General features: G+C 32.7%; 13 protein-coding genes. 5 read left to right on the forward strand and 8 right to left on the reverse strand.

Going from position 1 to position 13,868, the window contains the following annotated elements:
• Positions 1-274: 274 nt before the first annotated feature.
• The 4 genes from D9782_RS23420 to D9782_RS01550 all read right to left on the reverse strand — a co-directional run bounded on the left by D9782_RS23420 (position 275) and on the right by D9782_RS01550 (position 3,925).
• Positions 275-964: an IS4 family transposase gene (locus D9782_RS23420; protein WP_240455787.1), complete on the reverse strand. Its 690-nt coding sequence runs from the start codon at positions 962-964 to the stop codon at positions 275-277.
• Positions 952-1,506: a DUF4372 domain-containing protein gene (locus D9782_RS23425; protein WP_121603888.1), complete on the reverse strand. Its 555-nt coding sequence runs from the start codon at positions 1,504-1,506 to the stop codon at positions 952-954. Before D9782_RS23425 ends, D9782_RS23420 begins: the two co-directional genes overlap by 13 nt.
• A 211-nt stretch (positions 1,507-1,717) precedes the next feature.
• Positions 1,718-2,773 carry an MraY family glycosyltransferase gene (locus D9782_RS01545; RefSeq protein ID WP_121603889.1) on the reverse strand — a complete coding sequence of 352 codons (1,056 nt, stop codon included), beginning with the start codon at positions 2,771-2,773 and terminating at the stop codon, positions 1,718-1,720.
• A gap of 42 nt (positions 2,774-2,815) precedes the next feature.
• Positions 2,816-3,925, reverse strand: coding sequence for a glycosyltransferase family 4 protein (locus D9782_RS01550; RefSeq protein ID WP_121603890.1), 1,110 nt, complete (start codon positions 3,923-3,925; stop codon positions 2,816-2,818).
• A gap of 379 nt (positions 3,926-4,304) precedes the next feature.
• Between D9782_RS01550 and D9782_RS01555 the strand changes: the two genes are divergently transcribed.
• The 5 genes from D9782_RS01555 to D9782_RS01575 are packed head-to-tail and all read left to right on the forward strand — an operon-like array spanning position 4,305 to position 9,953.
• Positions 4,305-5,567, forward strand: a complete 1,263-nt coding sequence (locus D9782_RS01555; RefSeq protein ID WP_121603891.1) for an O-antigen ligase family protein — start codon at positions 4,305-4,307, stop codon at positions 5,565-5,567.
• Positions 5,554-6,612, forward strand: coding sequence for a glycosyltransferase (locus tag D9782_RS01560; RefSeq protein ID WP_121603892.1), 1,059 nt, complete (start codon positions 5,554-5,556; stop codon positions 6,610-6,612). The genes D9782_RS01555 and D9782_RS01560 overlap by 14 nt, the downstream gene beginning before the upstream one ends.
• A gap of 57 nt (positions 6,613-6,669) precedes the next feature.
• Positions 6,670-7,761 (forward strand): polysaccharide pyruvyl transferase family protein, encoded by a 1,092-nt coding sequence (locus D9782_RS01565; RefSeq protein WP_121603893.1) that lies wholly within the window; start codon positions 6,670-6,672, stop codon positions 7,759-7,761.
• A gap of 13 nt (positions 7,762-7,774) precedes the next feature.
• Positions 7,775-9,178: a lipopolysaccharide biosynthesis protein gene (locus D9782_RS01570; RefSeq protein WP_121603894.1), complete on the forward strand. Its 1,404-nt coding sequence runs from the start codon at positions 7,775-7,777 to the stop codon at positions 9,176-9,178.
• 58 nt (positions 9,179-9,236) lie between these two features.
• Entirely contained in the window at positions 9,237-9,953 is a 717-nt protein-coding gene (locus D9782_RS01575) for a glycerophosphodiester phosphodiesterase (RefSeq protein WP_121603895.1), read from the forward strand.
• A gap of 42 nt (positions 9,954-9,995) precedes the next feature.
• Here D9782_RS01575 and D9782_RS01580 read toward each other — a convergent pair whose 3' ends face one another.
• From D9782_RS01580 to D9782_RS01595, 4 genes are read right to left on the reverse strand one after another with little or no spacing between them, the layout of a single operon-like run.
• Positions 9,996-11,156, reverse strand: coding sequence for a CDP-glycerol glycerophosphotransferase family protein (locus tag D9782_RS01580; protein WP_121603896.1), 1,161 nt, complete (start codon positions 11,154-11,156; stop codon positions 9,996-9,998).
• A 16-nt stretch (positions 11,157-11,172) separates the two neighbouring features.
• On the reverse strand, positions 11,173-12,441 hold the full coding sequence (locus D9782_RS01585; protein ID WP_121603897.1) for a CDP-glycerol glycerophosphotransferase family protein: 1,269 nt from the start codon (positions 12,439-12,441) through the stop codon (positions 11,173-11,175).
• Between the two features lie 24 nt (positions 12,442-12,465).
• On the reverse strand, positions 12,466-13,209 hold the full coding sequence (locus D9782_RS01590) for an SDR family oxidoreductase (protein WP_121603898.1): 744 nt from the start codon (positions 13,207-13,209) through the stop codon (positions 12,466-12,468).
• Positions 13,209-13,802 carry an IspD/TarI family cytidylyltransferase gene (locus D9782_RS01595; protein ID WP_121603899.1) on the reverse strand — a complete coding sequence of 198 codons (594 nt, stop codon included), beginning with the start codon at positions 13,800-13,802 and terminating at the stop codon, positions 13,209-13,211. The genes D9782_RS01590 and D9782_RS01595 overlap by 1 nt, the downstream gene beginning before the upstream one ends.
• Positions 13,803-13,868: the final 66 nt, after the last annotated feature.

Raw genomic sequence — 13,868 nt, forward strand, 5'->3', positions numbered from 1 at the left:
AGAGCGATTCGTGAAGTCGCCTAGTCTCTCGGCGTTATAGCTGGATACGACCTAGCACACCCCATATTTATCCACATGGGCAAATTTTGTAATTTTCTCATTAGCGTTGCACAAAAAATTTTAAAAATAGTCAAGTGCGCAAAACTGGAATATTTATCAAAAATATACCAATTAATAACTGTTCAAAAATTCAGTTTTTTGAATATAGGGTTTATAGAGCCAAAAGGATAAGGGGGTTCTAATTGAAGGTAGCCCTTATCCAGATTTTTACATATCAGAAGATAAGATCATAGGTTACATCATTATTTAAGTACCAGGTCTCCTCTCGTTTAATTTGTTCTAGTATGTTATTAAAGATGCGCTCATGTTCAAGTCGCCTCCGTCCATCCGACGTTCGATTTGGCTTTTTAAACAGTTCTTTTATAAAGGTAGAGAAGCAGCTTGACCAATATACACCAATAAATTCAAGCATTTCGAGAAGTGATCCTTGATAACACACTTTTTTCTTCATCAATAAAGTTAAGCAGAAAGTGATCATAGCTATGTAAATTTGGTTGTAAACGGCGTTTGAGCTCTTTCCATAACACTTTTTGAAAACTAAGTGTTGTTTCATCCATTTAAAGAATAATTCTATTTGCCAGCGATTTCGGTAAAGATCACTGATTTCCTGTGCACTCATTTTCGCATCATTAATGATGATCCTAATAAGATTTCCTTGACTATCTTGTGTTTCGATCAAGCGAACTGGAAATTTCATTTTCCCCAGTTTAACCACAGCCTCACGAAGAATCGTAGATTCCGGATCTACAGGGAGTTCTTCGATGACTTGGATAATGGTATTCTCCTTGATACGAGTACAGAAGCGAATATTGTTCTGACAATAATCATCAAATTTTTGAAAATCAAAGTACCCTCTATCAAACACATGAAGGGCATCCTTCTCTGTGACCATCAATGCGTCCAATTGGGTTCGATCAGCTGGTCTAGCAGGAGTAACAATGATTTTATTGGGGTAACCTCCCCATCACAAAAAACTACACGAGTATGAATTTTTACTCCAGCTTTCGTGTTTCGAAAATCAGCCCACCGATACTGGCTAAGGCAAAAAGAAATGGTCGTTGAATCAATGAGATGGATTTTCTCAAGTAATTCACTTCCCTTTTCTTCCCCAATTTCCTGATGGATCTGTTGGATTAAATGACGCAGAATCGCCTGGAAGATCTCCGGAGGAAGATCAGAAAGTTTTCGAGAAAGTTGAGATTTACTAATACTTTTTAGCCCAAGTTCTTTTTGTAATTTTTTCTTGTGCCGTACCTTGAAACTAATCTCTTTAAGACTTGATAACTGTTTCAATTGAGCATAAATAAATAATTTGGTGAAGGTGAGGCTATCTAGTTTTTTAACATACTTATCAATCTTCAACTGATCAATAATTTTAGAAATGACTTTCATTTCTGTTGGTTGAATATATTCCTTAAAAACTGATTTTGTGTTATTCTTGTCCATGAGAACTCCTTATAATTAGGGTATGGACAGGACTTTGAACCTTCTGTCATCTAATTATAAGGATTTTTTTATATCTTTGAAGACTATAAATTCCCTTTAATTACATTTATTTGAAATTAATTAATACTTGACATTTTTGTTTTTGTTTAATGCAACGATAGTGTAATTTTCTAGACTATAAAAAACTTCTGGTATGAAAACCAGAAGTTTTTTATGGCTTATGTCTTAAGGCTTTAAAGAAGTTTGTCAGTGGTTTATAGTTACTACTTATTAATTCAAGATTTTCAATTAATACTTGCAGAGTTAGCATTGCTACAACAAATATAGAAATGGACCCCCACACTGTAGTCATAGAAAATAAAATTGCTGCAACACTAAACATTGTACTTAAGCTATAGATAAATAATACCGTATGTTTATGAGAGAACCCCATGTGTAATAATCGATGATGTAGGTGTGAACTATCGGGGCTAGATAACGGTTTTTTATTTACATATCTGCGTATTATTGCAATTAAAGTGTCTGAAATTGGAACAGCCAGAATAAAAATGGGTATAACGAAGGAGACAATCGTTACATTTTTAAATCCTAATAGCGCTAATACCGATATCATATAGCCTAGAAATAATGCACCAGTATCCCCCATAAATATCTTAGCTGGATAGAAGTTATAACGAAGAAATCCAACCGTGCTAAAAAAAAGTACAAGCGCCATCGTTGCTACATATATATCCCCCATCAATATTGCCATTCCTGCAATTGTAAATAATGCAATTGCGGATACACCAGCTGCCAACCCATCAAGACCATCAATCAGATTAATCGCGTTGGTAACGCCAACAATCCAAAAAACTGTTATTAAAGAGCTCATAAATCCAAACTCGATTTGTCCTCCAAATGGAAGGTTTACGAACTCAATATGTAAACCACCACCAAGAACGACAAAACAAGCTATTCCAACTTGAACAATAAATTTAAATTTTGGAGATAAATCTGTAATATCGTCAAAAAACCCCAATAAAATAATAAGAAATGCTCCTATTATAATTACAACATGATAACTACTTTCAGGCTGTAAGATAGTTAATCCTAGTAAAAAGCTGATAAAAATTGCTAAACCACCTAAAGTTGGGATTGGCTCTTTATGTACTTTGCGAGCATTCGGCTTATCAGTGGTATTAAATTTCTTTGAAAGCTTTATTGTAATTGGAGTAATAATAGATGAAAATAACAGGGTCAAACAGGCTAACAAAGCTATTTCCAGCATCTAGCCCACCTCATTTTATAAAATACTGTTTGCGTCATATCATTATTTAATGTCTTGCATGCTTTGATATACATTATAAATGTTTTCTGCAAGAATCTCCAATGTAAATTTGGTTGATGCATGATGATATAACTTGCTTCCCATTAATGGTAACATACCCTGATTATAAAAAAATAATGCATCTTTCATTGCAGCAAGTAATTCCCTTGTATTTCCAGGCTTAATTCTCCAGCCCAAAGATTTATCGACAACTAATTCTCCGACACCACCAACATCTGTAGATATAACTGGAGTTTTGACCTTTGCGGACTCTAATAAAACAAGTGGAAAGCTTTCACTTAGTGAGGTGAGTAGCGTTACGTCTGCTAATTGGTAAAAATACTCGATATCATTTCGATAACCTAAAAAATGAACATGCTTTTCTAAATCGAGATTAGCCACCATTCTTTCTAATTCGTGTTGAAGACTGCCATCCCCAGCTAACATTAGATGACAATTCTGAGACGACTTTAGTAGCTCACAAAACGCTTCTAAAGCAATACGATGACCTTTTACTTCCTCAAGCCTAGCCACCATTAAGAAAACAATATCGCCCTCAGGTATACCAAAATCTTGTTTACAGTAACAAGATTCGACACGTTTTTTAAAATCAATTCCATTCAATGTAGTTACAATTTTTTCTGAATCTATATTGGCATCCATCAAGCAGTCTTTAAAAGGCTGTGAAATAGCAATTATTTTATCAGCATTCCTCACTGCATGAAGATTTAACTTGCAGAGTACTTTACCATACATCCCTTTTTCCATGAAGTCTAAAAATGGATTACTATGAATGGTTACTACCCATTGAAATGGTATTATCTTTTTCAGGATGTTTGCATATACATTTGCCCTCGGTCCATGTGTATGTATACACCCAATATCCTCCTGCTGTACATATGATTTTATCCTTTGCATCAATGGAATACTAAATCTAGAATGACAAGGGAAATAAATGGTTCTTATACCGGCATTGTTTGCACGCTTTAATAATTCTCCATCTTCCATAACTCCAAGGATAAACTCCTCTTTATTTAATTCGTTCATTAACCCTAGTATATGATGCATTCCTCCACCAGTCTCATTCCCCGCATTTAAATGCAATATTCTCATTGTTATTCACCTTCACATATACCACTAGTCGTTTCAACAGTTGCAAAATTGAAAGCAGATCCCTAACTATAACTTTTTTACCTTTAATAAAAAGAGCTAGTTACCATTTGATACGATCAGACCCGGATTTTATTCGTTTGGGCTGAGATCTTACGTAGAAACTACTTCTTTTTTAAGAATTAACTTATAAAAGGTAGAGAAAGGGACAAGCAAATAGATAACAGAGAAGAAGCTACCGTTTTTCATATTTGATAACTATTGAATAGCCTTACTAGTTTTAATATATCCAAAAGCGTAGAAATTTATTATCACACGTGAATATAAACAAAAAACGTGTCAATAATTGTACGGAAAGAAACTTCTGATCAGGAGCAATGCTATGAGATTGGATACCAAAAAAATCAATACATTACTATTTATTTTTATTATCCTACAGCCAGTCATCGATCTGTTAACATCCTTAACATCGACCTTTCCAATATCAGTCGGTGCATTTATTAGGACATTGCTAATGACATCATTATTTATTTCAATGTTCATTATTTTTTACCGTCAGCATAAGCAATTGTTCATGCTTTTAATCGCTTCTTATTTAGGGTTAGTAACTAGTTTTTTGTTGAATGCTATGCTAAAGGATAATTTTATTTGGTTCGCCGAATTGAATTTCTATTTAAAGGCAAGTTATTTCATAATCATTCTTTTTACAATTATCTATATTAATCAATACAATTGGTTATCTAAAAATACATTGTATCATGCAACAACCATTGTTAGTTACATTGTGGGAATTACATATTGGATAGCTATTATAACCAATACTAGTATGGATAGTTATCGCTACTATTCATCTGGACATTCTGGCTGGTTTTTCTCAGCAAATGAATTAAGTGTTATTACCCTTGTTCTTTTTACAATTATGATCATCAACCTATTGCAACATAAACGACTTTTGAATTGGATTGCATATATTCTCATCTTGAGTATGTTACCAATGATAGGTACAAAAACGGCTTATCTAGGTGGTTTAATCCTAATTGCCATTCATATTATCTATAGCTTGTGGAGGGCTAAATTACAGATCTGGAAGGATAAACACACGACTACCCTATTTCTTATTCTATTATTGTTCGTTTGCCTCATTCCTTACTCTCCAATGGGTTCCAATACAATTACTGGTAACGAACAACAACTAATTCACCCAGAAATGGAAACAGATGAAGGAAAAGAATATTCCTCAAAGTATGCCATTATAAAAAAGATTCTTAGCTCAAGAGATGTATTCTTCGCTGATGTAAAAACCAATTATTTACACGCAGATATTTTAAGAAAATTATTTGGATTGGGTTATGCAGGAGATTACCAAAAAGAACCAAAATTAGTGGAGATGGATTTTTTTGATTTATTTTTTAGTTTTGGAATTATTGGAAGTATGCTGGTAGCTTTACCAATGATAGGTTTAATGAAGCAATTGCTACCTTCATTCACCCGCTTACATATCGAAAATATTTTTTTATTAGCCATACTAGGTCTAAGCCTTGGAATAGCTTTTTTAGCTGGTCATGTACTATTTGCACCCTCGGTGATGACCTACCTATCAATTCCACTTATGCTTTTAGGAGTCGATCTTTATGAACGTACCTAAGCTGGTAAGCTTTATTATTCCTGTTTATAATGCAGAAAAATCCCTTACCACATGTGTGCAGAGCATTCTGGGACAAACATACAACTCCATTGAAATTATTCTAATAAACGATGGATCTACAGATAACAGTAAAGAATTATGCAATAAATTAGCTGAGGTTTATCCAGCGATTCACGTTATTCATCAAAAAAATTCCGGTGTATCAGCAGCAAGAAATGCTGGTATCAAAAAGGCAAACGGAATATACATTCAATTTGTAGATGCTGATGATTATCTCGACTCTATGATGACGAAAAAACTTGTAAACATTATGAATACTAACATTAATTGTGAGCTTGTTATTTGTGGATATGAAGCAATTTCTACAAGGGGAATTAAAAAATATACTTCTAGCATAGAGGGCATGTTTAAAGAAGATACCTATTTAACCCACTTTGGAGACCTATATAAACGTGTTATTATCCCTTCTCCATGCAATAAATTATATTTGGCTGATGTAATTAATCGTTATCAAATTACGTTTACAAATAGCCTTTCGATAGGGGAGGATCTATTATTCAACTTAAGTTATTTACGTCATTGTAAGCATATCTATATTAATAATGATCCTCTTTATAAATATGTTACAGATAATGAACACTCTCTATCAAGAGGATTTCGTAATAACTATCTAGAAGAACAACAACGCTTACTAGAGGAAGTAACTCGCTTTTTAAGGGAAAGAAATGCTCTAAATCTGACAAATGAACAGAAACTCGGAGAAATATACGCAAATAGTATTATAAATGCATTAACAAACCTTTTTCATCCTGATAATCCTTTACCTCGTAGTAAAACATTTGAAAAGATGAATGACATACTTAATGCTGCAAAACAAAACATAGACATACAACACTTTAGAGGTACCTATCAAAAACGATTAGTAAGAACATTACTGCGGTGCAAAGCTAGCTATGGCTTGTATGCTTTTTTTCGAATGAAGCCGTATTTACAAGAGCAACAACGCATTCTCACTACTTTATTGAAGAAGTTCAAGCATGAATAATCACCACGCTTTAGATTGATCCATTTAGAAATACACAGTTAAAGGAGAAGGTTATAAATGAAGAACGTTATGCTTTATGCCTATTCGCAATATAATTTAGGCGATGACTTATTCATAAAAATTCTCTGTGAAAGGTATCCAAATACTATCTTCCATTTATTAGCACCCCATAATTACAGTCAAACCTTCTCAAGTCAAAAAAACCTAAAAATTATTAGACGTGATTCTGTACTTTTTCGTGGAACAAATCTAATGACAACAAAGCTAGACCAGAGAAAGCTTTTTTATACTTATTTGAGCCGTAACTGCGATGCAATTGTTTATGTAGGTGGATCTTTGTTTATTCAAGGTGATAGCTGGAAAAAGGAACTAAAAAATGTACAGGAAATGCATATAAATAGCAAGCCTTTCTTTCTTTTAGGTGCCAATTTCGGCCCTTTTTCAGAGCAGGCTTTTTTAAAAGCGTATCATCATTTATTTCAACAGTTTACGGATATATGCTTTCGTGACCAATACTCATACACATTATTTAAAGACCTGCCCAATGTCAGAGTTGCTACTGATATGGCATTTCAATTAGAAACAATTAGAGCAGAAACAGATCCTTCGTCAGTTATAATTTCTGTGATTAAGCCATCGATTAGAAAAGCCTTACGCGACTATGACGCAATCTATTACAAGAAAATACGCGAAATAGCTCTTTATTTTATTGAACAAGGATACACTGTAACCTTAATGTCCTTTTGTAGTTATGAAAAAGATAACGAGGCTATAGAAGCAATTACCCAATCTATATCTGTAGGTGCTCGAAGCCATATTCATACTTTTTATTATAAGCATAATCTAGATGAGGCACTGGAACGGATTGCCTCTGCAGCTTTTATCGTTGCCACAAGGTTCCATTCCATGATTTTAGGGTGGATATTTAGAAAACCCGTATTCCCTATTGTGTATAGCAGTAAGATGACAAATATTATGAAAGATATAAACTTCCAAGGTAACTACGCTTCCTTTTATACACTGAATACCTTAAAAGCTGAAACTGTTTTTCAAAGTATTCATGGCAATATGGTTGATATAACAAACCAAATCATCGAGTCTGAAAAACAATTTCTTAAACTAGATATATATTTAAAAACAAAAACCTAAAGGACTGTAGAGAATGGCCAAAGGAGAAAAGCTAGCAAAAGATACAATACTATATAGCATTGCTACTTTTGGTTCGAAGGCACTTGTGTTTTTCATGCTACCAGTTTATACACATTATTTCACGACAGATGAATATGGTACATGGGATTTAGTTCTAACTACTTCCAGTTTGTTAGCTCCAATTATCAGCTTCGAATTAGTTTCAGCTGTTTATCGTTGGTTAATTGTAGAAAAGGAACAAGGGAAGCAAATGATCATTATTACCAGTGGCGTCCTTGCATTAGCTCGTAATCTAATTGTTTTCACAATCATTGCTTTAATATGCCTAGCTTTAATCCCTATTCCATATGGTCTGCTAATGTTAACACTAATCAATTTGGTCATCGTTAACAGCTATATGCAGCAATGCGCGAGAGGCTTAGGATTTAATACGTTATTTGCTTCGATTGGATTATTACAAACGACTATATATATTCTATTAATTATTTGGTTAATATTTGGGTTCCAAATGCGAATTGAAGCATTCTTCTATGCATATATCCTAGCTCATATGATAGCGATCATTACAGCATGGACCGTTATGCGCTTTCATCAATATATATCATTCAATTCCTATTCACATACGTTAATTAAATCATTTTTAACCTACGCGATACCTATTATTCCTGGGGCAATAAGTTGGTGGATTATGAATGCTTCGGATCGCTTTATTATTGTAGGTTATTTAGGATTAGAATTTAATGGTCTATATGCTATAGCTAATCAAATTCCTGCAATGATTATGATGATAAACACTGTATTTAACCTAGCGTGGAAAGATAGTGCCATTCTCCACTTCAATGAAACGGATAAGAATAATTACTATAGCAACGTATTCCAACATTTTTTTCGATTACTAGTAACATCCGTTATCTGTATTACACTACTTACAAAGCCAATCTTTTCTATATTTATTTCTGAAAAATTCTTTGAATCATGGCAATATACGGGCCTATTATTAGTAGGAACCATGTTTAGTGCTTTTTCGCTGTTTTGGAGCGCTGGTTTTCATGGAGCAAAAAAGACCAAGGTGATCTTTGTGACGTCAATCGTCGGTGCGTTTGTAAATATCCTTGTACATATTCTATTCATTAGCTCCATCGGTTTGTACGCAGCGGCTTGGTCAACCTTAATTGCTTTTTTTATCACTTGGATCATTCGGGTTTTTACGTGCAAGCCTTATTTTACGATACATGTGAACCTCAGAGATATGGCTATCTTATTTCCACTATTATTTGTTTCCATCCTTGCCCCATTTTTTATTGATTCACTCGGTTTATGGATTCTTAGTGGTTTAGCGTTCATTTTATTTTTCATTTATAACTTGACGATCATTAGATGGATTATAAAAACGATCCTTTATAAATATAGCAAATAGACTAGTAAGACCATATGTTATGTTATAATTTCATTATTGAGCGAAAGGAGATGGGTGAATGACATTAAATTTTGCACATAGAGGATCGATGACAGAGGCGCCCGAGAATACGGTGCCCTCATTTAAGAAAGCAATTGCTCATGGGACACGGGCAATTGAATTAGATGTCCAGCTCACCAAGGATCATCATCTTGTTGTCTGCCATGATCATAAACTAACGAAATACAATTCATCAGCAAATCAACGAATCATCGATTTAACGTTAGAGGAACTAAAACAAATTGATATCGGCTCATCATTTAATGGAAATTACACAGGGATTACGATTCCAACCCTAGATGAAGTATTAAATCATTGTCCAAGAGATATTTTTTTAAATATTGAAATTAAAAACATTCCTGTTATTTATAATGGAATTGAAGAAAGATTAATTCGTTGTCTCTCTCACCATAACCGCTTTGATAATGTGCTTATCTCATCATTTGATCACCTTGCCTTAAAGAAGATACAGGAAATGGTTCCAAACATCCCTTTGGGTATGCTATTTTACTATCGAATTCTTAATCCTTGGGACTATGCATCACAAAGCGGATTAACCATTACCAGTATCCATCCAAATAATGTTTATACGGATAAAAGTTTTATAGAAAATTGTCATAATAGAGGCTATAAGGTCTACCCTTATACTGTTAATCACAAGGAGCGTTACCGAGAGTTAGTAAATTACGGTGTAGACGGTGTATTTTCAAATAATCCAGAAATATTTTCTATCTAAGAAAACAAGCAACTGACTTTCTAAAGGATCAGTTGCTTGTTTTTAAGAATGAAAGATATGACCAACAATTCGTTTTGTAGATTTACCATCTTGATATTTAAAAAAACGGTCTTTGAATACTTCTATTTGATGATAATTATATTTCCGTTGTTTTATTATATCTATTAATGACATCGTTTCATCTACGATTGGCCCCGGCACTAATGATTGGTATTCATAGTAAAAATCTCTTTCTTTTGTATAGATTTCTAAGTCATATGCATAGAAAATCATGGGCTTGTTTAATAAACTATAATCAAAAACTACTGTGGAATAATCTGTTATTAAAATATCTGATAGCACTAATAATTCTTGGATGGGAAACTCATTTTTCATCATGTAAATAAAATCTTGATGAATTGTGTCTAATTCCTTATAAACCATGTACGGGTGTAAATGTATTAAAAGCGCATGAGAATCTCCTAGATACTCTTGTAATAAAGAAATATTAAATGGTATCTCAAATTTCTCTTGATAATGACTTTTCCCCCTAAAAGTCGGTGCATATAGTAGCAATATTTTCCCTTTCAATTCTGGATAACTTTCATAAAGTTTTTTAATTAATCCATTAAGCTCGTAATCCGAATAAAAATAATCCGTACGAGGAATTCCAAAAGGATATATTTTTTCTTTTGGCATGTTAAAAGCCTCTGCAAAATAGGGAATGACCTCTGTCGAACTAACGTATACCTTAGAATAGTTACTGTGAATCGGAATGTGCTTTAAATACTCTTTACTAGGACCAAACGATTTACCAATTGTACTATAACCAAATTTTTTAAATGCACCAGCACTATGCCATAACTGAATAATCTCAATACCTTTTCTAGGTTTAATCACATATATAGGATAATAATAGTCATCTATAATGAAATATTTTGAAGTAGCCAAATGATAACAGGCTCTTATCATATGGAAGATATATTTAATCTTTCCTTTTAAGGTGCTTTCAAATTTCTTGAAAAGAAGTTTTCTTTTTATTGATGGATAATTCTCTCTTATTTCTCTATTTACAAAAGCTAAATTATCCTTAATTTTATTCGATCGATAAGAAGCAAATGTAACTTTATTCTTATTTAGTGGAAATAGAAGGCAATAGAACATATGTATCGATCTTATAAAATACTTTATAATAATAGTAGGTACTAGTCTTAATAAATTCATATTAGATACCTACCCCTTACTTTAATTTTAGTATATTGGAATAAATATAGTTTACCTGTTTATGCAATACAGGTACTTGATTATCTTTCGAATAGAAAATGTTTAAAACCCTTTTCCTCTCTTCAGAATATAGTTCTGGTTCATAAACAGCCTTCTCTAATTCTATTAAAAGCTCTTCAAAGGTCTGTGATTTAGGTCCAGGAGTTACATCAAAGTAGTTAAAATACATCTGATTAGATTTCTGCAAATATTGGTTTAAATCATAAGAGAAAAATAGTACTGGACGATCTAGTAACAAGTAATCAGTATAGCAACTTGAATAATCAGTTAGCAGAATATCCGTATACTTAAGTAATAATTGTGGATCATAATCTTCTTCACTTATATCAATGATATGGTCATAAATTGTTGGTAGCTGTCCATGACTATACATATGTCGTTTTACAAGAAAAGTATATCCCGTTTGCTCACAAAAATTATTAAGCTTTTGAAAGTCAAAAACTATATTAATATCCATCTCTAATTTCCCAAAATTACGATGAGTTGGCATATACAAGATAATTTTATTAGTTTTAATCCAATCTGGAATTTGTGTATCTTCTTCAGATTCGTTAAAAAAAACATCATTTCTTACCTGACCGAGTTGTAAAATATTTCCCTTTGGCACTAAAAATGTATGCGGATAATAGGAAGATACGTGATCACTAGTCGATACTATGTAATTTTTCCTTGCTTGATTCGTTTTCACTACAAATTTTCCAAAGAAACGTTTTAACCAGCTTTTATCGTTTAAAACTTTGTAAGTAAACGTGTTTTTATTTGCTCCCCATACTTTTTTTAATCCAACCCCATGCCAGGTATTATAGGATATTGCTCCACCTAAAAAAGATTTACTAAAATCATCATTTATGGAATGAGAGTGAATGACTAATTTAGCACGAAGTTGATAAAATATTCCTTTTAATGAATGTTTTTTATATGTTAAATAACCATAACTCTCTAGTTTTTTTACAACTTTTTGGTTGCTAGTTATCCAGACACATTTTAATTTAGGATATTTTGACATCTCCAAAAATAAATATTTAGTGTTACCTCTAAACCCTTGACCGTTTTCTCCTCCAAAAACAACCAAATTTTGCTGTTTAGGAAAGAACCTTGAGATAAAATGTATAGTAATAATAATGGATCTCTTTCCTATTAGTCTTAACTTCTTAACTTTTTTGCTATTTATAGAAATCAAGATTAGTAGCAATAAAGAAATAATTAATATATCTTTATATTCCATGCAGCTCGCCTCTATTTTTTATAGTTATATCATCTGTTTTCTCGATGTCTCTTTTGCATTTTTCTTTGCAATCTGTTTTCTAACTACAATATTTTGACCGTCAAGACAAGTTTCATTATCTGCTAACAATTGAAAGACAACTTCTCCAACATGCTCTGGTTGCATTATCGTACTAGGATCCTCATCTGGTGCTAACACTCTTCTCAGTTCAGTAGCACATCTACCAGGAGATATGCAATAAACCAGAATGCCATAATCAGATAATTCCGCCGATAACGTATCAGACATATTTATTAATGCAGCTTTAGAAGAAGCATATGATAGCCAACCTGGGCGTGCAGAACTGCCTGCAGTTGAAGCTACATTTAATATCTTCCCTCCTGTTTTCTTCATAAACTTAACGACTTCCTTAGTAATATTAAATACCGAATGAACATTTATTTGATATGTTTTTTCCCAATCTTCTACAGAAGTTTCTAATAATGATTTAGGATTGGCATATCCTGCAACATTTATCAACATATCGACAGTTTTATATTTTTCTCCTAAATTATCAATTAAATTATGAACCTCATAATAATTAGTTAGATCAATTGGATAATAGACAATATTTTTCCCACTGCTCATTAGACTTACCGTTTCTTTCAAACCTTCTTCTGTTCTGGATAATAAAATGAAATTCTTTATATCATTTTGAGAACTCAAAGCGATTGCAATTGCTCTTCCTATACCTCTACTTGCTCCAGTTATAATACATGTTTTTGACATTAATAATCCCCCAATAAAATAGTTTCCTTATGAATTGCCTCTGCAATAATTCGATCTATCGGTTTTGTGATCTTAATGTTGTATTCAGAGCCTTTTAGTATCGAAATTTCTGAATTAAAATAATGGAAATATAAACCTGCATCCTCTGTAAAATGTAATTCATCTTCTCTTGCACACTCATGTGCGTATAATATTTTTTTTGTATTGTATTTATGTGGCAGTTGTACATTAATTAATTCTTCACGTTTTAAAATACCTTCCACAATTGATTTTCCATTTAACACCGTAAAAGGTATATCCAGACCTAAGATAGCGCTTTCATTATTTGCGTGAATTAATTTCTTAAATGTATCAGGCGTTACAAATGGTCGGACGGATTCATGAATTATGGTATTTTCGTATGAAGCTTTCTTTAATCCTTTATAAACAGACTCTTGCCTACTTTCTCCACCTTCAACACAAAATATTGGCTTCGTAAATCGATAATCACTTATTATTTGCTGAGTTTTATGTATAAAATTAGTAGGACATGGAATAATAATCTCTTTAATTTCCGAAATATTATCGATTTTTTCTAATACATGGATAAATATTGGCTTACCTGCTAATAATAAGAATTGTTTTGGAGTATTTAATTGATCCTCTTACCAACTCCACCT

This window comes from Virgibacillus sp. Bac332 (genome assembly GCF_003667785.1).
In the GTDB taxonomy this organism is placed as follows: domain Bacteria; phylum Bacillota; class Bacilli; order Bacillales; family Amphibacillaceae; genus Virgibacillus; species Virgibacillus salarius.